The organism is Geomonas diazotrophica, from assembly GCF_019063885.1.
Classification (GTDB): Bacteria; Desulfobacterota; Desulfuromonadia; order Geobacterales; family Geobacteraceae; genus Geomonas; species Geomonas diazotrophica.
The window spans coordinates 3,262,971-3,288,598 of record NZ_CP077684.1; the positions used below are offsets into that span (position 1 = coordinate 3,262,971).

Annotated in this window: 18 protein-coding genes; 1 reads left to right on the forward strand and 17 read right to left on the reverse strand. The window is 54.2% G+C overall.

The window, feature by feature from the left end:
• The first annotated feature begins 569 nt into the window (after positions 1 to 569).
• Positions 570 to 791, forward strand: a complete 222-nt coding sequence (locus KP003_RS14145) for a hypothetical protein (RefSeq protein WP_217299733.1) — start codon at positions 570 to 572, stop codon at positions 789 to 791.
• Between the two features lie 154 nt (positions 792 to 945).
• Here KP003_RS14145 and KP003_RS14150 read toward each other — a convergent pair whose 3' ends face one another.
• The 17 genes from KP003_RS14150 to KP003_RS14230 form a co-directional block, all read right to left on the reverse strand.
• Positions 946 to 2,169, reverse strand: a complete 1,224-nt coding sequence (locus KP003_RS14150) for a tyrosine-type recombinase/integrase (protein WP_217299734.1) — start codon at positions 2,167 to 2,169, stop codon at positions 946 to 948.
• A gap of 993 nt (positions 2,170 to 3,162) precedes the next feature.
• Entirely contained in the window at positions 3,163 to 6,060 is a 2,898-nt protein-coding gene (locus KP003_RS14155; RefSeq protein ID WP_217299735.1) for a hypothetical protein, read from the reverse strand.
• Between the two features lie 16 nt (positions 6,061 to 6,076).
• Positions 6,077 to 7,123, reverse strand: a complete 1,047-nt coding sequence (locus KP003_RS14160; protein ID WP_217299736.1) for a pre-peptidase C-terminal domain-containing protein — start codon at positions 7,121 to 7,123, stop codon at positions 6,077 to 6,079.
• Complete coding sequence (locus KP003_RS14165) at positions 7,120 to 8,430, reverse strand: M48 family metalloprotease (protein WP_217299737.1); 1,311 nt, start codon at positions 8,428 to 8,430, stop codon at positions 7,120 to 7,122. Before KP003_RS14165 ends, KP003_RS14160 begins: the two co-directional genes overlap by 4 nt.
• A gap of 17 nt (positions 8,431 to 8,447) precedes the next feature.
• Entirely contained in the window at positions 8,448 to 9,755 is a 1,308-nt protein-coding gene (locus KP003_RS14170) for an ABC transporter permease (protein ID WP_217299738.1), read from the reverse strand.
• A gap of 2 nt (positions 9,756 to 9,757) precedes the next feature.
• Entirely contained in the window at positions 9,758 to 10,477 is a 720-nt protein-coding gene (locus tag KP003_RS14175) for an ABC transporter ATP-binding protein (protein WP_217299739.1), read from the reverse strand.
• A gap of 11 nt (positions 10,478 to 10,488) precedes the next feature.
• Positions 10,489 to 11,451, reverse strand: coding sequence for a hypothetical protein (locus KP003_RS14180; protein WP_217299740.1), 963 nt, complete (start codon positions 11,449 to 11,451; stop codon positions 10,489 to 10,491).
• Between the two features lie 28 nt (positions 11,452 to 11,479).
• Positions 11,480 to 12,094, reverse strand: coding sequence for a 4Fe-4S single cluster domain-containing protein (locus KP003_RS14185; RefSeq protein WP_217299741.1), 615 nt, complete (start codon positions 12,092 to 12,094; stop codon positions 11,480 to 11,482).
• A gap of 273 nt (positions 12,095 to 12,367) precedes the next feature.
• Positions 12,368 to 14,173, reverse strand: coding sequence for an ATP-binding protein (locus KP003_RS14190; RefSeq protein WP_217299742.1), 1,806 nt, complete (start codon positions 14,171 to 14,173; stop codon positions 12,368 to 12,370).
• On the reverse strand, positions 14,170 to 15,597 hold the full coding sequence (locus KP003_RS14195; RefSeq protein WP_217299743.1) for a coiled-coil domain-containing protein: 1,428 nt from the start codon (positions 15,595 to 15,597) through the stop codon (positions 14,170 to 14,172). The genes KP003_RS14190 and KP003_RS14195 overlap by 4 nt, the downstream gene beginning before the upstream one ends.
• A 20-nt stretch (positions 15,598 to 15,617) precedes the next feature.
• The gene (locus KP003_RS14200; protein ID WP_217299744.1) at positions 15,618 to 16,049 is read right to left on the reverse strand and encodes a hypothetical protein; all 432 of its coding nucleotides are present in this window, start codon (positions 16,047 to 16,049) and stop codon (positions 15,618 to 15,620) included.
• Positions 16,040 to 16,834 carry a hypothetical protein gene (locus KP003_RS14205; protein WP_217299745.1) on the reverse strand — a complete coding sequence of 265 codons (795 nt, stop codon included), beginning with the start codon at positions 16,832 to 16,834 and terminating at the stop codon, positions 16,040 to 16,042. The genes KP003_RS14200 and KP003_RS14205 overlap by 10 nt, the downstream gene beginning before the upstream one ends.
• Before the next feature lie 4 nt (positions 16,835 to 16,838).
• The gene (locus KP003_RS14210; protein ID WP_217299746.1) at positions 16,839 to 17,363 is read right to left on the reverse strand and encodes a hypothetical protein; all 525 of its coding nucleotides are present in this window, start codon (positions 17,361 to 17,363) and stop codon (positions 16,839 to 16,841) included.
• Positions 17,360 to 18,907, reverse strand: coding sequence for a hypothetical protein (locus KP003_RS14215; protein ID WP_217299747.1), 1,548 nt, complete (start codon positions 18,905 to 18,907; stop codon positions 17,360 to 17,362). Before KP003_RS14215 ends, KP003_RS14210 begins: the two co-directional genes overlap by 4 nt.
• Positions 18,904 to 21,435 (reverse strand): hypothetical protein, encoded by a 2,532-nt coding sequence (locus KP003_RS14220; RefSeq protein ID WP_217299748.1) that lies wholly within the window; start codon positions 21,433 to 21,435, stop codon positions 18,904 to 18,906. The genes KP003_RS14215 and KP003_RS14220 overlap by 4 nt, the downstream gene beginning before the upstream one ends.
• Positions 21,432 to 22,133, reverse strand: coding sequence for a GTPase domain-containing protein (locus KP003_RS14225; protein ID WP_217299749.1), 702 nt, complete (start codon positions 22,131 to 22,133; stop codon positions 21,432 to 21,434). The genes KP003_RS14220 and KP003_RS14225 overlap by 4 nt, the downstream gene beginning before the upstream one ends.
• Positions 22,134 to 22,138: 5 nt before the next feature.
• Complete coding sequence (locus tag KP003_RS14230) at positions 22,139 to 25,198, reverse strand: hypothetical protein (protein WP_217299750.1); 3,060 nt, start codon at positions 25,196 to 25,198, stop codon at positions 22,139 to 22,141.
• Positions 25,199 to 25,628 lie beyond the last annotated feature (430 nt).

Sequence of the window (25,628 nt, forward strand, 5' to 3'; positions counted from 1 at the left end):
AACCCAGCAGTCCACCTGGCAAGCTTGCTCGTACCCTTCCCTAGTTTGCGCGTGCAGAGCGCCCATCCTGCCAATCGCCTTGAAAAGCGAGACATTATCGATGGCTATAGAGAACCCTCGCCCGTTGACCTCTGCATGCCTTTCGTCGAGGTAGCGGCCTTTGACGCGACCGCACCGACAAGAGCGCACGTTGAGCGAGAGACTGAATATATCGCTGCACTCGGTACAAAAGACAAGCTTCATGTTGACATTACCCTTTCATGACAGCGTAAGCCACGCCTGTGTGATGACGTAATAAAACCATAGCCCAACTAATATCATCTTTGCAACACTTTTTTGCTACTAAGGCTTTTTTTGACGCGAATATACCAAATTTGGTACACACTTCATATCGATACATTCACACTATACTTTCACAATTCAAAATTATGATAGTTTTTTTAATACAATTTATGGTGTTTTTTCAGTAACCAAAAAATTAAGTCATTGCTGGCCTGCACAATAACAGTAGCCACTACATAAGCGATGCGCTGCAGCAAGCTAGAGCAGCACGTCAAGGGAGAACTGTTATGAAAAACAATACAGGCACCAAAGAGGTCCGGCCAGGGGAACCGGTGTTTATAACGCCTGAAGAACTTGCACACCGCTGGCACTGCGCCCGAACCAGCGTGGACAGGATCGTAAGACGCGAAAACCTTTCCAGGGTCTGCCTCGGAACCGGGAGAAATGGCATGGTCCGGTTGCTTTTGAGAGAAATCCTGGCATACGAGGCGGCACGAACGGTTCGGTAATCCGAAGCGGTGATGCTTTTCAGCCTCCCCTTAGCGGAGCAGCCTTAGCGAGATCCGACGATCCCGCCAAGGCTGCTTCAAAAACATGCCAGAGTCATCCATTGCCTGACATGCACATATGACACTCGGTACAGTTCACACGCGCGAGAAACATCTAGCTATTATTGACCACCAACTTCAAGAAACCTCTTCGTGGCGGTTCCGCACTGGACTGGGACACAGCAGAAGTTGGTGAAGGCATCTCATCTGTGGGAAATTCGACGCTTTCCATAAGTGATTCCGGCATGAGGGCCGCGTAGTGCTTTCTGCATATCTCCGGAGAATTACCCATTAAACTAGATACTTTATACAAGCTTTCGCCCTTCATCGCCAACTGGCTGCCAAAGGTGTGGCGATAATCCAGACAGGACCAGGACAGACCATGCTTCGAGTTGCTCTCCCGCAGGAGTTCAGAAAAGTTATCTGGATCCCACTGCTTCCCCCGGGGAGCACAAAAGAACCAGGTCCCCGGCTTCCTTATTTCGCGGTAAGAGTCCAGATACTCCCTGAGGGTTTTACTTATGGGCACCGGGCGGTCCTCGCCGGTTTTGGGCATCCACGTTTTGCCATCGATCGTCTTCCCTCGCACCATGATGACTCCGTGGTTGCCCATGCTCCACTCAAAGTCATCAGGAGTCAGCCACAGGGCCTCTTCCCGGCGAAGACCAGCGTAGATGAAAACGGCAACCATCGTCTGAAGCTGGGTATCGTTTGCGAGCACGTCAAGCTGAGTGCGGATATCCTTAAGCTTGAGAAAGGTGATCATGCTTTTGGGTACCTTGTAGCACTTGACGTCAGCTACCGGGTTTTTCCCGCCAGGAAAGCGCACCCCACCTTCCCGCTGAGCCCAGTTGCACAAAGTGACTATGGTCTGACGATAGTGGTTGGCCGTCCTCGGAGAGACGCGCTTGTCCTTGATGAGCTCGGAAAGGAATGTGGACAGGACTTCGGCGCTGAGATGCTCGATGTGGGAGATGGAGATGATAGAGGCAGAGCCGGCACTCGGACACTTCACGGCCTTTTGCGCGATGGCCTGGTTGCGAACCTGCAACGCTTCGCATACCGGACCGAAGGCACCGCGCAGGTAGGTGTTTATCTTAGGGATGTTCTTGTCCCTGCTGTGCCCGCTTTTGTACTTGATGTACTTCTCGAGGATGTCGCCGATGGGGGTTTTGGTGGTAAGGGGAATCTCCTCTTCGCGGAACTGAGCCGACTCGATCTGGCGCAGTTTCTCCTTCGCGACCTGGAGGGACTCCGTGTGCAGGTTCACCCTCTTCTGTTTGCCGTTGTCGTAATACTGGGCGTAGTAGGCCCTGCCCCGCTTCTTCAGACTTGCCATAAAAAAATCCTCCGCAAGTCCTATTGTGCAGGCCAGAAACCCCTTTCCCGCGGACGGGGTACAAAAAAGGGTACAGGCATGAAAAAAGGGACTTGCAACGATGTGCAAGTCCCTGATTTTCTTTTGGTTGCGGGGACAGGATTTGAACCTGTGACCTTCGGGTTATGAGCCGTTTTTTATTGTTCTGACGTTGCCCTGTCAGATAAGGTAGTTGCAGGTATACCAGACATTTAGCCCCAGCGCAAGCGTTTCCATGTTTACCATATTTTCCAGCTTTTCCAGATTATGGTACACACTTCGGTACACACGTACCACAATACAGCACCAAGCCGCAAAGACGCCGGAGCCCCCTCAAAAGCCGTGCAGGGGAAACGGGATTCGAATCCACCCGACCCCGCCCGCTCCGGGGGGCAGCAAGCCGAAAATCTTTTAAATCTCAACGTCTTAAAATCAACCTTTCGGTCAACTTTCGTTTACAGATGCAACTGATAGCAACATCTACCAAGGCTTTGGTAAAGGTTTCGTCGTCTTATCGGATTCTTGTTCTTTGCTTATACACCTGTCCCAGATTCGCGTCCCCCTCATGCCAGTTTGGTTCTACACTTAGGACAGCGACAGGAGAACAATGCTCCTCCCCCTCCGCAGCTGTAGTGAACCCAGAGATTGCAGGCACTGCAGAATTCCATTTTGTCCGGCCAATCCGACTCCCGGCAAATCGCACATTGCGCCTTTGGCATACGCCCCTCCTTAGTGATAATATGTCAGATTCTGTTCCAGTAATAGGGAAGCTTCTACGATGCGAGGAGCAAGGGAAGAACCCGTCTGATCGGCATCACTTCATTGATCACACTTATCAGCATTCGTTTATACCTTTTCGCAACGAGCGCGTTGTCTCGCATGGATATGAAATGGTGCACCAGTTTCCGTTATGTAACACGTCCCACCTATAAACGGCCCGCACCTCCGCTGATAACGGTCTAATTGCCCGCCTTTTTAAATTCGCAAATCACTGCGGACTTCCTTACTGATATCATGGGCAAGATAGGCAATAATGTCGGAATATTGTATTGGGATGGATGTGGGGCCTCTGAACATCTCCGTGACGCCAATGGCAACCTTCGAGATGAAGCCTTTTTTATAGAACTGGCTCGTCATGATGGCCTTCCCGAAGTCGTTCCGGCCGCTTTTGTTGATTCCGTTAACGCACGCCTGGACGATGGAGTCGGCAAGCTTGACGTTATTGGCTTCGCGGGCGATCATTGCCAAACGCCCAAGCCCTTCGACGCTAAACCTGCAGTTTCGAGGGATGCACGAAATCTTGCCCAGCAGTTTACCTGGCAACTGGATTCCAGTAGAGGCAATGAGACAAATTACCTCTCCATTGACGCCTGCCTGTAGAAGCGCCACCTCTTCTTTGCTCGCCTTCAGTCCCTCTGATCCTTTATGCACGATGTGGTGGAGAATGTTCCAGAGCGGCGTGTCCGCCGGGGCGTGCTCCTTGATTCGCCTCTCCCATGTCGATCTAAGCAAGTCGTCGTTGTGACTGTCTGAGAACAACACCTCAAGGATTAGAGACAATTCTCTGCCTGATATTGTGATTGTGGAGCGAGGGAGTGACAGGTCGAAGAACACGCCAAGACCTCCAGCGCTTTGGGCGATCCGCCAAAGCCTCTGGTAATTGGGTGCGACGTTGAGATTATCCAGAATGTCCCGCAACATCCTAAGTTCGCCATCGTCCAAAGCCTCCGTCGGGCTGGCTTCTCCCGTATCTCTGTATATGCACGAGGCGTACGCCAGTATGGGATTTTTGATAATAGTGCGGTGAACTGCATGGTGAAAAAAGATTTTTGCTTCCCCTGAAGAGTCCCTTCTTGCCAGCACCTCGACGAGATAGCCATACTGCTTTGAGGTCAGAGGTCGGGCATTCGCCATCTCAATGAAGAGTGTCCACAAAGTACGGTCAGAACTGTGGGTGGTTTTAGTCCTCCCGGAAGCTATGTAAGCAAGATGCTTTCCGAGTTGGTCAAGCTCGAAATTTGCACCGCTAAAAGCTGACAAGACGACCAACTTACTGAATAAAGTCGAGTTGTAAATAGTGTCTTTACTGACTGAAGAGAAAGTCTTTTGGGCGACTTCAGGTGTTACGTAGAATTCATATTCGTTTATATTCTTGTACAGGTCGGAAACGATTTGGAGGGAAACACAGACTTCCATGATTTGACAGGCAACGAAAGGCACTCGCGTGAGCCATTTTCGCAGCAAAAAGTCCAAAACATGACGGTACTCATTTTGGTACGCTTTAAGAAAACGTCCCAAGACTGTTCGATCACAACCACCGTCAAGTATCGAGGCGAAGAGCCTGTCGCAGGCGCAGTTGCTCATAACATTAAGAAGGGTCTCGTCTTTTTTTTCCACGAAATCCTTGTATCCTAGCCAAAACAGATACGGCTCTGCCTCTTTCTTCCAAGAATCCAGCCATCCGAATCTAGGGCCGTCTGCGGCATAGAGACCTGTCCAGTTTTTGCCATGTTCGGACTTCTGAACCGCCTCAAGTAACTTTTTCACGACGACATCGACATGTTGGGACGGAACCGGGAGATCTTTAAGTCCGGGCAACTCGCGGGGAGAAATCGCTTCGGTTGCGCCGACCAACTGCTGCACCGACTTCACTGCCCACCGGCAATTCAGACTCCCTTCTTTTTCAGCGTTGATGGCCTCTGTCCAGGTATCCTTCCATTCGACGCTATCTGTCATAACCAGAAAGTCGAAGCATTGCGGCTTGTGCAGATTTTCCAGTAGCAATCGGAATACTTCAGTATCCGATGGAGAGGGAGGGACTAATGACGCTACGGAACTGCAACAGTCAGCGTCAATCCAGTCAAGGTACTTGTAGAACTTAAGTTGGCTATTCACCTTGCCGAGTACCTGGTGGACGGCGGTATTCCAATCGACGCTTATGCCAAGGGAATCGTACCGAGAATACTCAGGTAGGGCCTCCGAGATGACGTTAACAACATCCTTAATAGTTGTGCAGCCTTCGGTGGTTCTTCGTAACCACTCCAGATAAAGGACACCCCGCTCGAGATCTTCCCTCCCAATTTCCGGCCCCTTAGTGCCCTCCTCTAGTTCCTGTATCCCCCCAGACGCGAAGATAACATGGGCGAGACGTAATTCGCTCGTTTCGATGCCTATTAAACCAGCTCCGAAAGGGATTCGCCACGCCAGGGTCTTAGGAAGGCACAGCAAGGCAGTGGCCACCGAGGCCAGAAAATCCTTTATCGGCAGCGCCAATTTTCTAACGTAAAAAGGTTGTCCAGTGAGCAGATGTCCGAGAACGCGGGAAACATCTTCGAACCAGCCTTTCGTCAAAACAGAAGGGCCATTGCTAATGGGGAGCCGCAAAGGACCTAGAGTCCCTTCCGTTCCTTTCACGACGGGGGTGGCTTTGAAACGGTCACATAGCGCACTGATGCATCCAGGGTCCCAATCTTCTATAGGAACCGCACCGTACTGTGCCTGGTGATAAAGTCTCCGCGATCCGCCAGTCCGTTCTTTCAAGTCCAGCCCCTCGCCATCTTCATCACGCAATTTCATGCGTGCTACCAGCATGTACCCAACCTGCTCCGATACAGCCTTAGGGAGGCAGATGACTCCGCCACCTTCTTCTTTCCAAGGATATTTTTCCCAACGCCAATCCACCATCCCGCCCAAATGTGGGGGCGGCGCCCCCAGTCCTGTCTTTGCTGGGACACAATAATTAATAAGTTCCTGTGGGAACCCAGTAGTCATCACAACTCCGTGATCAGGTCCCCTAACGATCGGGCCATTTTCATCGCCCTCCACAAGCTTGCCGTAGACGAGTCTTTCTAATGACAAATATTTTTCTTCCATTGTCACAATTCCTAGTTTAGTTCAGCTTTATAACTCTCGGATCATGATCCAGTTTTTCGATCCTCGGTTCAGGAGTTATTTTCACTGGATTTTGATCACTAAGTTGCTTTTCGGGCAACCGTTTCGCTTGTGGTCGTTTCGCTGTGGACTCTTTCCGGGCTTGATGCCTTTTCTTGTGCCTTTGTAATATTTTATCCTTATTGTTAATATTTATTACAACTGAAGAGTATGTTTCGAGTATATACTCGCTCCCCGCTTCATCGTCGTACACGTACACACTTAGGTAATACCTTCCAGGATCAAGTTCTGCTTCCAGTGTCTCCGGGTTTGCATGCGTAGTGGCGGAGTTGAGGAGGTTTCCTTTACTGTCGGCGAGCATTATGTCAAGGTCTTGGTGCTGGCGCCTCGTGGTTAGAACAAATCTCATCCTGTTTTTTTCATCTAGGTCAAGGTAGTACCACACTTCCTTAACGTTTGCGATGCTGCCCACGGCACCGTTCGTTGCTGCTGCCTCCCCTAATCGAGTCGCGGTGGTCATCTGCACGCGTGGAAGCGAACGTTTCTTTATGATCCTGTCAACTCTCAAAGTGAACCGGCTTGCATTGTTATTGTACGGCCTGACTTCGATGTAATAGATACCTGCGGGACCTTTGACAGTAACATTCTCGCTCTGTGATCCAGGATTTTTGCTCGACGCCACTTCTCGCTTGAAATTATCGTAGACATAGAGATCAAGGTCTTGTCCTCCATCGAGGGAAAGATGGAAAGAGAGTTCCGTCGTGTCATATACTCTCAGTAGATAAGCGGCGCTCGCCCCATATCCGGCAAAGCCAACAACTTGGGTATCTATGGATATCGATGAAACACTAGAAAATTTGTTAGTGGCAGAAACGTGCTCACTGGGCGCTACCCGATATTTTTGCTTGCTGGTCGTACCGCATCCGTTCAAGACTGGAAGGATACTCAGGACCAAAAAGAAAAAGTAGAGACAGTCTCTTGCAAAGCGGTTGAATAGCAGGATGATCCCCTGAAGTTTCGTAAAGCTGGCTGGTGGAGTTGTCATAATTTTCTTAGGGAGCTCAATTCTCCCGTCGCCATATAGATGTAAGGATCAAGGACTTGGAAGGGCTCCCAAAGCCGAAAAGCTACAGACGGGTCATCCGTTTGTTGCCCGTGGAAGAGAAATCCACCGGTGCTGATGTCAAAATTTGCTTGTCCCTTGTCGATAAAACCGTAGGTAGAGGCTATGCCTACGGCGATATCGGTTCCTGGAAGGTTTGACTTAATGTCTCTTAGCAGGAAATGGGTCAAGTGATCTTGAGCTATTCTGGAAGGATCGGCTTCCACTGCTCGTGCGTAAGCATCTTGTTCTTCGGCCAGGAAATACCTGTCGATCTGAAGAAACACGATGCAAAACTTTTTTATCTGGGTATGCTTGCGTATCTGTTGGAATAGATGCCGCAATCCGGAATCGATGCTATCTATTTTGCCTTTTGTGTCATTTACGTTAAGACAAAGAATTATTCCGTCGGCAGTTTTTGCTTTTTCGATAATTTTGTCGCGACATTCCTCCTCATTCCCTGTAATGCTCAGTTCGGCCTTGTCAGGGAATACGGCCCCACCGGGACCATCAATGAATTCGAAGGTGGTGGCGTGGACCACCCCTTTGGAGTTGGTGCAGTTGAGGGAAAAGAGGTAATTGGTAATCGTGTGACTCGCCTCAAGCGGATAGTCGCCACCGCTGCGCAAGATGCTAATAGCCTTGTCAAACAGTCGTGCGGTTTCGGGATTTTCAGGATGAATCGAGACGTCTCTAATTCGCGTGTTGTCGGTAAACTGCCTAGCGGCGTGCGCGAGACAGGCGACCGAACCGGTTTTTCCCGCTACGGAGGGGCCTATGATAAGGACGGATTTAGTGCTTTCCTGTTGGACGGGATCAATGGCGATCTCGATTTTCGGCAAAATGTTCACGATGGTTGCAGCCAGAGAGAAGGTGAGCCCCCAGACGTAGAGAATCCTGGCTCCCGATATGTTTAGTATGTTGAGATACAGGAGGAACAGCACCGCAAATCCCAGCAGGATGGAACCACTCCAAAGTATAATGGTGCCGCCCCAAAACTTTTTACCACTTGCTCCATTAAACGCATGGACGATTGCCATTCGTTTCTCAGGACCATAGGGTCGTGTTACCACGGACGATAAGGTCAGGATCAGAAAGGCCGATCCGATACTGAGAGGGGTTCCGAGCGCACTCAAGATTTGCTCATGAAACAGAGAGGAAATGAAAAAAGTTATACCAGCACATGCGAGATAGGTATTTATGTTTTTTTCTGTCAGAAATAGAAATGACTTAATTATCCTGTTTTTCATGATGCGCGCTCCCGTTCTCAGTTGTTTCTAATGGCTTCAGCCGGAGCCATGTTCGCTGCTTTCCAGGCAGGGCCGGATGCTGCCGAACCGCATACGACTATGGCCAGAACTATCGCCAGTGGACAAAAATACGGCGGTACCACGAAGAGGGTAGGCTCCATATTTGAAAGCCACAAGTGAGATATTGCCTTCATCACAAGGCTTCCTCCCAGGAAACCGACAATTCCGGCGATAGTGGCCGTAATGGCACTTTCGGACAGTACGATGGCAAGGATCGTCCTTCTGGACGCTCCATATGACCTGAAAATCGCGAACTCCCTAACTCTGCGCAGAACCGAGGCGTAGGTTGCATTGAAGATGCTTATAGAACCGGTGAAGAGGGAGATACCGCCGAGAGTTCCAAGGAAGACATAGATGATAATCGATATTTCCTTCAGCTTGCCTACCGTATCCAGCACGGAACTGGTACGGTATCCCTGATTTTCAAGGTCCTTGCGGATACGAGGAACCTCCTCAAGACTTTTGGCATACACCGTCACGTTGTCGTAGACAAAAGGATTGTCCGCTTCCTTCTCCTGTCCGTTCTGCCAGAGGCATAGCTCCTCAATGAACTCAAGAGGTAGATAACAACGTGAAAACCGTGTCTTGCGTGCGACGCCGGCAACTTCCACATCGACTGTCTTTTTTTCCATTTTTTTGCCCACAGATCTGGAAAAGATGAGGGTGAGCTTCTTACCGTATGCGTCACTGGCGGAATGAAATTTTAGGTCTCCCAGTAGCGTCTCGGGAATCACTATACTGTGTTGTTTCTGCACGGGGATCTGCTTCAAGGCCCCTTTGTCGGGGGCAGGTTTCCCGGTTTCCGTCCCCACAAACTCCGGTATGCTAGGCGTCCCTTGCTTCGCCAGCTGGCCTGCATTCCCTGCCTGCCAGGACAAACGCTGCATTTCCGGGTCATCGCTCCCGGTAGAACTCGACAGGGAAACCACCACCGACTCCAATCCGGGCGAGGATAGGTCGCCGAAAAGTCCTTGGACCAGGGGGACAGTCTGTGTCACGCCGTCAAGCATCCGTACTTTCGCTACCTGATCGCCCGTCAGTTTGGGCACGTCCGGTTTGTTCGGCACTGAAGTGATTTCGATCGCGTTGGCGGACGCTTCCTCCTTCATGACACTGCCAGAATACCGTAGTATCCCCTGTGCCAGGCTCAGCATCACCACAACCATGAGAACGCCCACGCTGATCGCTACGATGTTCGCAATGAAAAAGGGTTTCGTTCTCGAAATATTGCTCAGGGTAATCCGGACGAGATCTTTTATGGACATGATCAACTCCTGGCTCGCGAGTCGTTCATTGATGGCCGGTCGTAATTTCTGCCGTCGACTATGGTAATGGTCTTGCTGGCGATGTCCGCGACCCTTTGGTCGTGCGTCACGATCACTGTCGCTAGACGATACCTCTTATGTATGGTCCGGAGTAGGTCCAGTACGTAGTCAGCGGAAACGGAGTCCAAGTTTCCCGTAGGCTCGTCTGCCAGGAGCAGTGTAGGCTTCGAAATCACCGCCCTCGCCAAGGCCACTCTTTGCTGCTCTCCTCCCGACAACTGGCTCGGGTAATGGTTAAGCCGCTGCTGCAGCCCCAGATCCTCCAACAGTTCTTCCGCCTGTTTCTTTCGCTCGTTCAGGCTGATTTTCCTGAACACCAAGGGGAGTGCGACGTTCTCCCAGGCGCGCATTGTCGGCAGCAGGTGGAACCCCTGATACATGATCCCAATTTCGCTCCCTCTCAGTCGGGCAAGCTCCCTTTCGCTGAGGTCATTGAAACTGCGCGTAATCGATTCCGAAGCGAAGGAGATATCTCCACCGGTTGGTCTATCCAGCCCCCCCATCAAATGGAGTAGGGTCGATTTCCCAGATCCCGAGGGCCCCACGACCGCCAGGAAATCACCCTGCCGCACCTCGAGGGAGACGTTGAAGAGCGCCGCGGTTTTGTTTCCGGATTCGCTTTGGTACGTTTTGGAGACGTTGTGGAAGCGTAAAACCGTCATGTTTTTCTCCCTCAGTTCACCAGTTCGATTGGTATCGTGCCAAACCCGTACTGGTCCCAGTTACTGCTGTTTTGAAGGTACTCGCGCATGACGGCAATTTTACGCTGGTAGCGCTCCTGGTTCCTCCGGATATCCGCCGGGTTCTGCTGGGCCACCGGTATCGGGGCCAGCTTTCCGATCAGTTGCAGGACGTTGAACGACTTATTTTCTGTGTCAGTACCGCTGCCGATGTTCAGTTTCAAGACATTTTCCAGTATCTCGCGAACCGGATCGTCAGACTTGTCCTGCTTCAGATTCTGAACCGAGTTCTGCAATGCCTCTATGCGGGCTGCGAACTCGGCTTTGCTTATGGAACAGAGGCCGTACGCATCGTCACCCATTCTGAGTTCCTGCGTCCAACCTATGGCAGCCCCCTTGTCGGTGCCGTCCATGTTCCTGTAATCGAGAGCTACCTGGAACTTAGAGCCTTCCGATGCGATGATGGGGAAAGGGTACTGGTAGTCCCGTGAATCTCCCTTCAGCATGAAGTTCGGGCGCGGGGAGTTGATCTCGTTTTTGTTGACCCAGAAGTACTGGTTAACGGATGGGCTCTTCGCCGCAAACTGGATGGCCTGATTGGTAGACCACATAAGGGCGTCGTTTTTCCTGACCCAGCCCACAACGCTACCCTTGTCGAAGGGGTTTGAACCGATTTTGTAAAAAGATTCTTTAATGTCGAATACGTAGTATGGTTTGTAAAAGTCGACTGTGCTTCCCGTGCCGCTATTGGATGTCGCATCGGATGAGACGAAGGCGTGGGGAAACTTAGAGATGATTATCTTAATGGGGATCAGCCCGGAATCGTCAGTCTTGCATTGGTATTTGCTTCCCGACTTCGAGCAGCCTGGAAGCACAAGCAGGAAACCGAGGAGATAAAAGAAAAAACAGCGAGCGCTTCGCGTCGTCATAACTATGTCCTCTCCTGTACGTTTCATTTCATCTCTCGCTTTTGGACCAGAGCCATCAGCGAGGGGATTGTAGCCCGGATATGGAGATAAGGCCTTCGGGGTTGATCAATAGAGAAAAGCCTTTCCCCTGCTTTTCATAAGTTCTTTCCAGATCCTCCATGGTGTAGCGAGTGGAGAGGCACAGGATCCTCTGGTTCGCGGAACCGCGCCACATGAGCCTGTCATGGTACTGCTTCGAGTCAAACGGGCCATCGACCAGAATGTCTGTCAACTCAAGGAACCTCTTGGTCGAACTGTCCGTTCGCTTTGCCAGCCATTCGTAACTACGGCCACTGTAGACCATGGTGGAGAGCCCACTGTAGCGTGCGCCCTTCAAAATCTCGATAACAGCGGGAAGTTGGTCCGTCGGTTCTCCCCCCAGTATGGTGATCCCGTCCACCTCCCGGTACGATCGTTTCACTGTGTCGAGGAGCGCTTCCATCACCTGTGAGGCGGGATATGCGTACCCCCCGGTGGGGGAGAGAAAGTCCGGATTCAAGCAGTTTTCGGTGCAGCGCAGGGAACACCCCTGGGTCCAGAGATTGATCCTCCACCCCGGCCCGTTAGTCAGGCTGGGCGCCAGGGACGAGAGGGGATGACCAAGACGGATACTTAGGTTATAATGATCCACCAACTAGACTCCCGATTGGTGCTGGTAGTAGTCTTCAGTTTCCTTTTCGAAATGCGGCTGTTCCTCGCGGTATTGGTGCAAGGTTTCAGGAGTGAGCGGGTTGCTTTCTAGCCAGTCAGCGAGGACTTTGACCCCGGAGTCGCCTTTGGGATTTCATGAAGGTGAAGAATGCCGATATCTCTTCTCTTCCCGAGCCGCCTTCAAACATCTTTGCTACCATTTGCTCGTTCAGGTCCTGCGATCATGTGGTCGCGGAACGGGCACCACTTTCGGCTATGGACGCTGCTGGTAGTAAGCTTCGCACTCCCTTTCAAACGTTAGCTGATCTTTTTGATACTTTTGAACAGCTTCCAATGTTGCAGAGTCGACAATGTTGCTATTTACATAATCAACAACACTTTTGCGGGTCAAAATTATCTGTGTATCGTCCTGCTCCTTCAAAATGGTAAATAGCGTGTCTATGTCTCTCCCAGACCGTCCATTCAACAACTCTGAGATAATCTCTATTGTCACATCCTCTAGAAGGACGTCTGTGCCTATGTAACGGCACGACTCGATTTGTTTTCGGATCATAGCCTGTCTTGCAGAAGGTGAAGGAAGTCCGATGTAAAACTTGCGCTTGAACCTACTCCTAATGGCTGGATCTATGTGTTCAGAGTTATTAGTATCTGCAACGAAAACAATATTTGTATGCACCGATCCATCCGGGGGGCTCAACATTTGTTTCATTGTAAGTATAATATCCTCATTATACTGATTTGGAACTAGCAACCCGTCTGCTTCATTAAAATAAACAATGCAAAGCTCCTCGGCCTTCCACTTTTGATACATATCATTCAGCTTTTGGACTCCCTTGCCCACCAACCCCTCTGTACCTATGTCAGATGCGGTTACAGGATACACTTTGACATGAGGTCCTAACAGGTTCGCTATGACATTAACTAGCGTTGTTTTACCTGTGCCTGGAGGGCCATATAGCAGTGAGTAGTTGAGACTGAATTTCTTTTCATATTCTTTTTGTGCAATGACTATGGCTTCATCCTCTGACCTTCCAGCCTTCATGCTTTGCCTAATCCTTGAGTGGATCATCTCATCTTTGTCGTTTATCCGACTTTGTACCTCCTTAACGTGATTCCAGATCCTCTCAGGGGCGATGTAATCTTCCGGTGCTATGCCTCGATGGGCCGATACCTTGGCACGTACGGGAATGTTTTTGAAAGCTTCGTACAGGTTTTGAGCTCCCGCCGCTTTTCCGAGATAGCGGCCCATGACGTTTTTCCTGTCAAAGCCGGGCCACCCTAAGACAGTGCAGTTATTAAGGTTCCATCCAAGCTTAGGAAAGGAAACGTCCACCCCAGCAAGGATGTTGCCTTTCCCCAGGTTTTGCACCATCACCTTGTCATCGCAAAGGAGGAACAGGTCCATCTTCCCCCCTTTACAAGTTCCTGGGAGGTCTTTGAAACGCTTCTCTATTCCCCGACGTGCGTCTGCGAAATGCCGATCAGAAGGATAACGCTCCTCCGATATTTGCGGAAATAGATAACTGAAGTCGACAACTACCGCTGTCCTTGTTGCATGAGGGTCTTTAGCTTCTTTGTACTTTTGAGGGCCAGACATCCAGTTGACCCCTGCTCTCACCTCCACCTCCTTCAGAAACTCCTCTATCCGCACGGGCCATTGCTGGTGCTGGCAGATGTAAATACCCCTAGTGACGGGTCCATCTGACACAACATTGGCCATAACTGCGTCCAAATCGCCAAAGTCACCATAATCTCGTGAGGTTTTATCCTCGATGCTGCCACGAAACAGCCAGATTGCCTCACGATTTCCTACGGTCGTGTTGCCGATCTCCCACTCTGGGAGATGACCGCCGCACTGTTGACCAGTGCAGACAAGGATGTGCTCATAACATGTCCCCGCCGCAAGGAAGGTGAGCACCGCTTCTAAGAGAGTCTCGGTCGGAGTTCGGGCAAGGCCTGCGTAGAAGGGTTTTTCGCCTCCGGATATGACAGCGACCCTCCCTCCACCGGCTTTCGCAATGTCATGAATTTCTCCTACCTCCTGAAGGGTATGGCTCATAACTGCTCACCAATTTTGCTTAAATTATTGGCAACTTCGGTGTGCTTCAGTTCGGATCGCGGGTGTTCCAGAGGACGGCGGTCCGGATTGTCGTCGTCGGGCTCGCTCATCTTCGTGACCGTCGAGTGGCTGCTGAGGGCTTTTGTTAGCGATGCCATGTGGTCCCTGCAGCTATCGGTGTCGTTGTTCCAACTCTGCACTTGATAGTTGCCATCTATTCCAAGGATAATTTCGACTTTTGCCTTCCCGAAATCACATGCCAGCACCCGCGGTGATTTTGGGTCCTTGTTTTTGTCAAGGTAATCCGCCACAACCCTCGGCGTCGCGCCAAAGACTTTGACTACCGACGCGAGAAGCTTCTTCCCCTCCTCAATCCGCTCCAGGTCCCGTTTTTTCAGAATGGGCGCGGTTGCCTTCATGTTGAGCACCTCATTCCGTACCCGCCGGAGTACTTTTTCATGGCCAAGAGCGGTTGCGGCCAGACGATCGTGTTGCGCGTAGCCACCATGCACGTCCTGGCTCAGCTTGTCGAGTATCTGCACAGTCTGCGCCGCCTCGGCCCTGAAGAATTCCTGCAACTTCTCGTCTGCCATCTCCCCCTTGAGCGCGACGGCATCTTCCAGTATTCTTTCCTTTGTTTGCTCCAGCTTCGCCGCACGCCGGGTCGCTTCGTGCTCCAGCGCGAGCGCCTGCCCGAAGGCGACACCTGAGATGGCGAGGGAAGCGGAGGAGTCATTGTTTGCCAGGAGCGCCTTTGCCTGGCCCAACTGCCCCCGAACGGACTGGATCTCCCCATGCAGGTCAAGCGGTTCCGCCTGCCCTTGGTGCTGTTCCAGCATCCCCTCCACCAGCTCAATCTGGGTCTTGGCCCGTTCCTGCTCGTTTTTCTGCTTTGCCAGGCGTGCCCTGCGATCATCCTCGACTTTTTCATCAACGGCCCGGATCGCCTTCCTCAAACGGTTTTCCGTCTCGACACGGCGCTTTTCCGCCTCGGCGAACCGGTGATCCATCTCCTTTTGCACCTCGTCAAAGGCTTTCTGGACCACCCTGACATGCTCCTGGTGCGCCCGCTCCAGATCATGCACGCTTTCCTGGGTGCAGCGGATGCTGTCCCTGACCTCCTGAAAATCCCGCTCCATGCGCGCCCCCATTTCCTGCTGGATGTTCTCCAGTCTATCCTGGTCGGACCGCATCTCTTGGACCCTTTGCTGTAGCGCCTGATGGAGCTGCTCCAACCGGCGCGCGTCCCCGTGCGCGGCCTCCATCTGCACGTACAGCCTGGAAATTTCCCCGGCAAGGCGGTTGTTGACGAGATTGAGCTCCTCTGCCTTGTTGCGGGCCTCTTGCTCGTAGTAGATGCGCTGGGCGCGATCACGGTCCTGTGCCGAGGAATAGTACTGCCCGTTGAAATAGTAGCCGCTCATGTTCTCCTCCAAGCCAGTGCTTATCCTATAAGATTGTCCAGAAGCTCACGGTACCCTGCGAGAAGGCCCCTGTCCCGTTCCAAATTCGTCACAGTCTCTTCGAGTGCGTCGCTCTCGGCCTCAGCCTCCTCTGCCTCAACCGCGAAACTGGAAATCGCCTGAGTGAGCGCCTCCACTAGCTCGGCGGTGACCGGCCGCCCCTCGAATATCCCCACCTGCTCCGCCAAATCCGGGAAATCCTCCGGAATCGCAAGGGGGCCGAGTTTGAGTTCCCGCCTCATGGCCGCGGCGATCATCCCAGTACTTGCCTCCACCCCTCCGTCAGGCGCTGCAAGGACCGGCAGTTGGCGGAACTCAGCCTCCAACGCGCTTGCTTCCAAGCGCACCGGCTCTCCTGTGAGGAATCGCTTCTTGAGTGCCTCCAACCTACTCTCAAACACGACTATTTCCATTTTTGCCGCTCCGTTTCAATGACGTTGGCCGGGACCTCCCATTTCTTCTCCAGGGCAGCGTCACGCGCCTTCGGTCCGAGCACCGCATTGAGAAGATCTTCCTTCTGATGGGGCTGCAGATCCTTGAGGGATTTCATAACCTCGGGGCTTACCCGGTGCATGTCACTCAGATGTTGGCTATGCTCGGCGATCTCCGCGGAGAGAGCGTCCCGCATTTGCCGCAATTCCTCGTTCTTCCCCAAGGTGGCACCGTGGTCGCGCGCCTTGGCGCAGACTCGCTCCAGGTCAGCCTCCTTCTCCCGCTTGATTCGGGCGACCCTTTGCCGCAGGCCGGGGACCGCCTCCTTTTCGAACTGGAACGGCGTTAGCGACCCGAAGTCGCGATCGAAGAAGGCCGACACCGCCGCGATAGTGCCGAGGTCCTCCTGGAACTGAAATCGTCGCTTCATCTCGGAGAGGAGGTTCTCGCAGCGATCCAGCGTACCGTGGGTGTCCTCCTGCTCGGCCCGGGCGAGTTCCATCTGCAGCTCGCGCAGCGACGAATCCAGTCCCCGGACCCGGCCGCTCAGTTCGTCATACTGCTCCTTCCACACAGCTAGCGCTGCGGCGAGCTCCTCCACCTTTATTTCCCAGGAATCGAGATCCTGCATCGACTCTATGAGCGCCTCCACGCTCCCGAGGCGCACTCGCAGGTTGGACTCCTCTTCGGCGGTTTTCAGATGCCACTCGCTCTTGAGCGCGGCTCCCCACTGTGTAAATACCTTCACTGGATCGATGCCGTTCATGGTTTTATGACAACTCCTCTTTAAGTTTGGCGATTTCCGCCGCCAGGAGTTCCAGTTTTTCCTTCAAGTGCGAAAGATCGCCTGTAAAATGGGCGTCTTCACCCGAACCGACAAACCCGGCGATCCCTGCCCGCACCCCATCCGCCTCTCCTACAACAAGGGCGACCCGGTCGACCAGAAGCGCTTTCTCCCTTAGCAACCCTTCGTGACGTTTTTTGAGGACTGTTGCCTGTTCGGAGCGCTCGGCTAGGGCGCGATGCTCTGCCTCCCGCTGCAAGAGCCGCTCACGCAATTCTTTGATCCGATCCGTCTCAACGGGCGCCGCCGGTTGGTCCAGGCTTCTTTTCACAGCCATGGCGAGTGGCAGAGCCTCTTTTCCCCACAGGTTCCCCAGAGATAGCAGGGTGCGGGTGTGGACGTCACCGGGATCCGAGACGATGTCCGCCCGGATGGCGAAGACCAAAGCATCCGGGCCCTCCGTCCGCAAAATCTGACGCCAACGGTTGGTGATTTCAACTATGGCGCTCATGCAAGTACCCTCGCCATCGCAAGGCGGGCCGTTGGGCTTTCCATCCATGTGACCGCCTCCCCCAGCGCCGCCTGGACCCCTGCCTGATCCGCCTTGGCGGTTATCACCTTTAATCCCTCGCAGGACGCGAGCGCATCCAAGAGCCTTGTCTGCATGTGAAGGTAGGCAAAGTACTGGGACCTCTCGATCTCGCTGATACGCTCACTGTCAGGAAGATCGTCGTGGGTGAGAAAGATATACACTATCGGAATTCCCAGATCCTTTCCTCGTTTCAGTTGTTCATACCACGCCGGGTTGGAGTCCCGGGCGGAGGTGTAGAAATCCTTCCGCCCCAGTTCCACCCGGTTCAGATTCCTCAGCGGACCCGCTTGGGTAGGACAGGTGGGAGGGGAGTTGCCGATGATGATCACACCCGCCGGATCGTTCTCGATCGCCTTCATCCCTATCGTGAGCCCCTGCTCAGCCGCATCCCAGAGATCGATCCCCGGAGAATAGGTCATGGCGCTGAACAGGTGCTGCGCCCCCTTCGCGTCGGACTGTCCTGAGAGGGAATACGCTCGTTCCGGTGGCTGGACCCCTTCCGGCATCTGCAACCCTTCGCAGCCGACGTCAGCGAACCAAGCGGCATGCACCGTGATCTCTCGCTCATCGAGGGCCGCTGTCAGGCCGGGACCTATGGCAGTGCGTATCTCCCTGTTGAAGCCAGGGTAGGAAACCGTTGCCCCCACTTCGTCCCCCGCACCGGTCCCGTCATCGACTCCGAACCCCATCTTGGAGCTCATCGTTTCCTCTAGGGAACTAAAGGTTCCGAGAGCGACGTCCCTGGCATTGCGCCAGTTAGACCTGTCGGGGCAGGTACGATCCAACACCACCGCGAGCTTCCCGGAAATCGGCCCATGAGGTGGGGGCGAAACCTGTGCCGCGACCTTCCCTGCGTAGCGCACACTCCAGATGTCCGCCCCGTCGCGGCGCGGAATGATGCCGATTTCGAGCGTACCCCGCTGCGGCCCCGCGAGATAGAACCACGCCTCCACGGGAAGGGGAACCGTCGATTGCTGGGCCTTGGCCCTGATCCCCAAGTAGCAGCCTCGTTGTACCGGACATTCGACCTCCAGCGTCTTTGGCAAGGTGATGTGCGGGAAGTCGTGCTTGAAGGCGCCTTCCACGGTCAGGATGGTCCGGTTAGGGATGGTCGGGACGGGCGGGACCGGATCCCCGCAAAAGAAGAGTTCCCCCTCGGCATCCTCGAACATCCGGTGTTCTTGGACGAAGAGGGCGCATTTATCGCCGAAGGCGCAGGCGATCTTCTCCTTCTCCTGCTGCGGCGCATCCTTGCGCACCACATACGCTATGGGCGCCTCCAGGGCAACCGAGTGGGCGACTATCTCAGCAAGTGTCAGCTCCACAGTCGTGACCTCTACTGTCGCAAAGCCATGGCGCGCCCAGACGCGGCGGAACACCTGCGTGATGGTCATGGAATCCCTGAAATCGACCAAGGTGAAAGGGGTGTCTTCCGGGAAATAAGAGGCTATTTTCTGTATCATGAATATGATCCTTCCTCAGTATCCGCTGCGCTTGGCAGCCCCTCCGTCAGGGCAAGTTCGCTCCAGTGTTCCCACCCAGGCAGGGTGGATACCGCTTCTATCCAGGCGGGGCGCCTTCGCGCCAGTTCCCGCGGGGGAGGGGCGACCGGAACGCTCGACTCCCGCGGGAGTAAGCGAAGAATGTGCGGCAAGAGAAGATTTTCGTCGGGGTCGACCTCATCGCGGCTCAGCACTACCCTCAGCACGTCTCGGACAGGATGCAGGACTGGAAGGAGTGCCTGCAACTCCGCTGCGGTGAAGGGAGGCATCGGCTCCTGACGCCGCCATTCGAGAAGTTCTGCTTTCAGCCAGTTCCTTTTACTCTCCGGCAGTACCGCAGAGGAAAGGAGTATCCGCAATGCGGCTTCCCGTTCCTTTGCCACTTCCCGCGAGACGGCCCGCAGTCCTACTTGGCGGCAAACAGTCTCAGCACTGAGCCCCCCCGAGACGATGTGAAGCTCCGCAAGAGTAAGTAAACGCCCTTTTGCGGATAACTTGACAGCTTCAACCAAGGTTGCGTTCGCTTCACTGGCAATTTTTTCCGATAGCCACTCCAGCACCGTTTCCGGTATCCCCTCAGGCCATCGCCCCCAGAATTCGGGCTTGCCACAGGCCGTGGCAAGGAGGGGGGAGATACTCTCGTCCCATGGCTCAGGAGGAGCAGATGGTGGATTTGCGGAGCAATCGATCAGGGCAACTAGACCATTGAACCCGGCACTTTGCAAAAGCATCAGGGGGAAGCCCCGTTGTACCGCTCCGAAGAGGTCCCCCAGGTTGAAGAATCCCCTCTGGACTAGGAAGGAGAGGATCTGCCCTGTCGCTTCATCCGGTTCCGTGAGATCAGGCGTGCCATTCAGGATTTCTTTTGCAACCGGATAAGCTCGCTCAAGGTTGAGCGCCGACCAGAGGGTGCGCAGGACGTACGGCGTGGGCGGGTGGGGGGAAACGTGCCATTTCTTTAGCAAGCCCAGCCCCTCATCGACTGTCAGCTCTCCGTCTGCAACTGCCCCCTGGAACCACCAGCGCCACTTGCCGGTATACCTTTCGGTACGGGAAAGCCACTCTTCCCCCTCCACGTTTTCCGGGTGACAGGATATGGCACGCACCCACCAGTCGCGCCACTCCTTCTGCTTGCACATCCAATCCCCTGCGCTCTCCAGAAGGTGGTAGGAGATGCCACCGATCCAAGACGCTGCCGGGTCTAGCTCGGGGATGGGAGGGTGTCCTCCGGGCGTAAGTCCCTTGAAGAGTAGGTCGAGGACCTCCTCTGTGTACCCGGCGTTGCGCAGGGCCGTGCGCCAGCAAGTCTTCAGCGTGGGGCCGAGGTAGGTTCCCATGAGTGGAGCCAACTCCAAAACGGACAACTGTTCCAAAAGGCCAGAGTCGACGAGCAACGCTTCTCCGGCGACGGGACAGGAGCCGCCCAATGCCTCGCGCGACTTTATCTTCCGCCACAACTCCGCAGCATCAGGAGGGAGGAGGGTCTCGATGCCGGAAGCACCCTTGCCGAACAGTTCGACAAACAGGCGCAGGTCTTCCGGCCCGGTCCCGAGCAGTTGCGCCACCCGCTCACTTTCCCGCACCGAAAGACGGCAGCGCAGTTGTGTCAGATCTCCCCTGGTAAGATGGCCCCCTCCGAGGAGGAGGGAGATCTGGTCGCCGCTCGCATAGGCGAGTGCCGACTTGCGCCCAGGCGGAGCGTTAAGGAGCCAGAGGACCTCCGACATGGAGAGATCGCCCGGCTCTGACAGCGGTCTTCCTCCTGCAGCCATCAATAGGAGGTCGGTCCTCCGCGAAGGGGGCACGCCAAGTCCCATGAGTCCCACGCAGTCAAAAGCGGAAATGTCGCCGATTTCCTGCGCCAAGGCAGTCGACTGGAGCGGAGGATCCCACCCGGCGGACGTCAGCACCAACCCCGGGCCTTGGGGGAGGTTGGTAGGCAAAGACTCCGCCAGCAGCACGAAGTTGAGGGCGTCCATGCCGATATGCGAAATGACCTTGCTCGCCGTGGCAGGGTTGCCGACCCTCGGGGTGAGGCAGTCCCCCGTGATGACTGCAACTGTCGCGCAAACCTCGTCCCGAGGCACCGCCGGTGTCGATTGGCTGTTGAAGGGTATAGTGACTCCGGCGACATCGTTTTTGTCCGGCCTTTTTGCGGTGAAGGCGCCAACTATGATATCGGTGGCATGACGCGAAAGGACATCGGCGGGCAGTGCCCCAAAGGCGACGTAGCTTAGTACCCTTCCCGAGGCATCCATTCCCGCCTCGTTGGCGGCACGCAAAAGCCAGTACTCTTTTCCGATCTTAACGATAGCTACCGTCTGCTTGTTCCTTGCATTCACATGGACCTGCAGCCAATCTTCGGCCCTCTTTCTGAGCTCCTCCGGCAACAAGGCGGAGTCGGCGGTGAGAAAAGTAAAGTCCGTGACGGAGGACTTTTTACCAAAGACATGCACCTCTGTGATGCTCACGGACTCGGGCGTAGTCATGGAATGAGCCCTAGCTCTCTGAAGATGAAATAGAAGGGCACCTCTACCCCCTTTGGGTTGATGCGGAAGGGGATGAGCTGACCGAACTCTCCGAGTATCGCACACGGCATCCAGGTTTCGTTGTCGTATCCCCACGAAGAGGTGGGCCATACCGCTGTGCCGAAGAGGGAGATGACCTGGGAATGCGGCGCCAACGCAGGGTTTTCCCGCCACCACTCCGGGAATGCGTCCCATACCTCCGAGACTGCCTCGAAGGTTTTCTCGCACTTGGTGAAGACGAGGGCTTTCGGACGCTTGTCGAACATGGTGACGATGGTGCTCACCGCGTTGAACTGGTCGGCCATGTTGCGGCCATTCCATTCTAATACGAAGATGATGGCATCGGACCCGTCGATTATCTTCAACTTCTCGTTGTGGTCCTCTCCGGAGGCGATCGCCCCGCGGACATCCCTGAAGTGGACCTCGGTTCCCCCTTTGCAGGTCAGCCTAATGTCGATCTTGGCCGATGAAGTCGGGGGAGTCGGCATCCCCTTTTGCAGGAGGCGCCAGATCGGAGCCAGGGTTTGCCCGAGCTCGGCGTTAGAGGCATTCAGGTCAAGGAGGTCGAAACCGTGGTACTGGGAACAGAGGGCCGCAGCCAGCAGCGTCGTCTTCCCGACCTGGGTGTCTCCCCAAAGCGCAATGGTTTTCTTAGTCATCTGCTCTACACCTCAGGCACAAGATGGTACTTCAGTAATTCTTCGACTACCGGATCCTGCACTGAATACCCTTCCGGTTTCTGCGGCCATCCCAGTTCGTTTTGAGGAAAACCCGCATGTCTCAGGTAGCCGAAAATCCAGTTGATGATGATCGTGGTATCGGTTGTGTGTGCCAGCGGCTGATGCGGAATGGCAGAAGCAATGCTTGGATTGCCACCTACTGCGGAGAAAAAGGCGGTAAATCGTAGTCTCAGTTCAACGCCGAGGTCCGTGAGCATCTGCGGCGTGGAATCGTATGCCTGCTTCACGACCTTCGGCAACTTTTCATACAGGTTCAAAACCTCCCTCAGCTGATCTGCATCACCTTCCAGGAGTTGTTCCATCGAGCTGCAGGTAGCTGCTCTTAGCAGCATCTGCTTGAGATCCGGCTCGCCCGTGGGCTTTACGAGCCAAGAAAGCTTAGCGGGAGGTTCTTGGTTCGCGGCTCCAAACCACCTTACCCTATGCGACCAGATCCTGTAGAGAACGTCCATCCTCTCCGAAAGCTTCACCAGCCCAGATAGGTCCTTGTTCTCGTATAACGCCTGCAGGTGGGCCAAGAAGACGGCGCTTTCGCGTGCTACTTTGTGCCCCGCTATCGCGTCCCGGATCTCGGCCAGCCGCCGGTATAATGCCTGAGCGGCTGCGGTCAGCCTGGCTCGTATCGCATCAAGAGAATCTTGCATGGCGAGGAGGCCCGACAATCTGCGATATTCCGATGGGTACGCCATATCGTTCGCCGCACTCACCCCGGTGACGCCGGCTAGCCGCTCCGGCCTCAGGTCTCTCAGCGCCTTTTCCAGTTCGTCTAGAGTGGCCAGGACAATCGGATCATCCGCTAGCAGACGCAACGTGCTGATTTCATTCTTGAGTTCCTCCAGTTCGCAACCAAGCCTGTCAGCCACCTCTTTTCCGTGCGCTATGAAAGCGTCCCGTAGGTCGTCTACTCCCGACCGTCCGTCGATTCCCAGTCTCTGCAGGAGCCTTTCATCGCAGCGCTTCATGATGTCCCGCCACGGCTTCATTCTTTCGATGCTCGCGACGCGCAGCTCCCGCAGTGCTGTAACTGCCGCCATGACGTGATGCAGGTTGGCGCGCAGATCGCCCGCGAGGTGCCGAATCTCCTCGCGCTGCCTGGACATCTCTACCCGATCTCCCTTTGTGGCTTGGTCCCCTCTAGCCTCATCGATGGCGCCGAGGACCATCTCCCTTAGTCGGTCAAGAGAACAACTGAGGGAGATGCTGTCGAGCGAGGACGCCACCTTACCGGTTATACGTGCCACGGCTGCTGCCTCGGCGAGGTCTGGCGATCTCTCGGCTGCTGTCTGCGCTTCTTTCAACCCCGCCATGAGAGATTTCCTGACACCGCCTATGTCAAAGCCTGGAAAGGATGCGCATACAACTGAGAGCTGTAGCCCTGAGCAGTCTGCGATCAGCCGGTCGATTTTATCCTCGACGTCGATCAATGTCTGCCCAGTAACGGTACCCTCACTGCGCTGAGTCGATGGAGAAACGGGGGTGCAGAGGACCAAAAGACGAACGATCGCCTGTACCAGCTCCCGCGCCCTTTCGTTGCGCCTCATGGTGAAATCTGCCAAGAGCAGTTGGTCGATGACAAGCTGTGGTCTCTGCCCGTTGCCGCAATCGTGATCCGCAGACAGTCGGTATTCCTTTTCCCACTCAGCTATGAGAGTCAGCCCCTTAACCGGATCCGTGCCGAGCGTTTCCTCGGAGATGGCGCGCAGTTTTGACCATCTCGGATCCGGTGGGCGGTGCTGCGCTACCAGATCGATCTCAGCAATCACCGCCGCGATCAGCCGTCGGAACTCGCACCGGATCTCCAGGATCTGGGCTCCCGTCCGTTCGCCCCCGGACACCCCATCGATCTTTTGCGAAATGATCTCAGTCGTCTTGAAAAGGTCGCAGCCAGGTACGAATCTCTCCTTCAGATCGACCACACGGACAGCCTCAATCTCGGAGTACGCTTCCAGGATGTCCTTTGGATCTTCGTCCGTAATTGTAATGTCCAGTTCCATTCTGAGCTTTGCGAGTGACCCGACCGAAGCGCCTCCTGCGACGAGTTTCAACCAGAGTCCGAGTTCTTCTGCAGATTGTCGGCAAAGCCACTTCCTAACGATATGCGGCTCGTTCTCGAAACCCATGATGACAGAGACAGGCGTAATAGGCACTTTTACCTTGGCAAGGTCGTATCTGCGCAAGGCTTCCGCCATCTGCGGAAAGGCCAGGAGGGACTCTTCCAATTCGGGTCTGGCGAGGTAGTTTCTGAGGGATGGGAGGATTTTGCGCCGCTTGTCTCTTTTGGCAGATTGGGTGAAGGAGTGGAAGAAGGCCCGCAGTATTGGGTCGGGCATGTCCTTCAGGATCTGCACCAAGTCGGACTCATTGAGAGCCTCGGAGAGACCGACCGAAGCAAGGTGCTCCACGAGACCCGGCTTCTTTCGGCATAGATCCTTGATAGAATCCGAAATTTGGACACATGTTCGAGTCAGGAGATCACGGTGGAGGGAGGAAAGCTCCCCGGTATCATAGGCAGAAAGGTCGACTTTATCGCGTACGGTAGGCCAGTTGAGGGGATCTTCGGCAACCCCCACCACCCTCGTCAACTGCCATTCGACGACGGCCTCACCGATGGGGGCCGCTCCTCTGCCATCGTTGGAGTGATTAGTGACTGTCACGTTTGACGGGGCTAACACCGCAAACCGATCTTTCACGTTCGGCCACTCTATGGTGACTTCCGGGCCTCTTTCCCATCGGACCGGATCGACGGACACACCATTGCTATCGGTGCTGATGCTCATCTTGCGTCTAACGATCCATATTGGGGGAGGAACGTGTCCCGTGTTGACCAATCGGAGCTGAATTTGTAGGCGAGACGGCAGGACCTTGAAATTCACGTCTACACAGCAAGCGCTGTTATTTGTGACCAGCACATGAGATGGGAGCACTTGATCGGCAGCATTGCTGGCGATGATCCATTCCCTGGAGTTGGTATCTATGTCCTCCAAGGAGACCTCTGCCTCGCAAGAATGGCGCCTAATTAAGCTCGGGTATTCTTGGTGCCAGTCAGTGGAATATATGGTGTCAATGACGGGAATCGAGCGAGACGATCTCTGCGAGAACGTCTGGGAGATATACGGTATCTCTGACGATTGGGTACAGATGTTTAGCTGGAAACTCGGGGCATCGGGAGTGGGAAAAGACGCAAAGCGTGCGGCCTTGGGGATCTGCAGAATCAGGTGTGGGACACTACTGTTCTCATGAGTACAGTAGACCAGTACGTTATCCAGAAGCGGAGTCCGGAAGAAAATCTGCCCTATACGCAGCTCTCTAAAGTAGAGGAAGTCCATCGGTCGCCCAGAAATCAGTCACTCCAATCAATCCCGCTTATTAGTGGGTGGAAACTTATACGATATTTTTAATAAAATGTCAATAAGA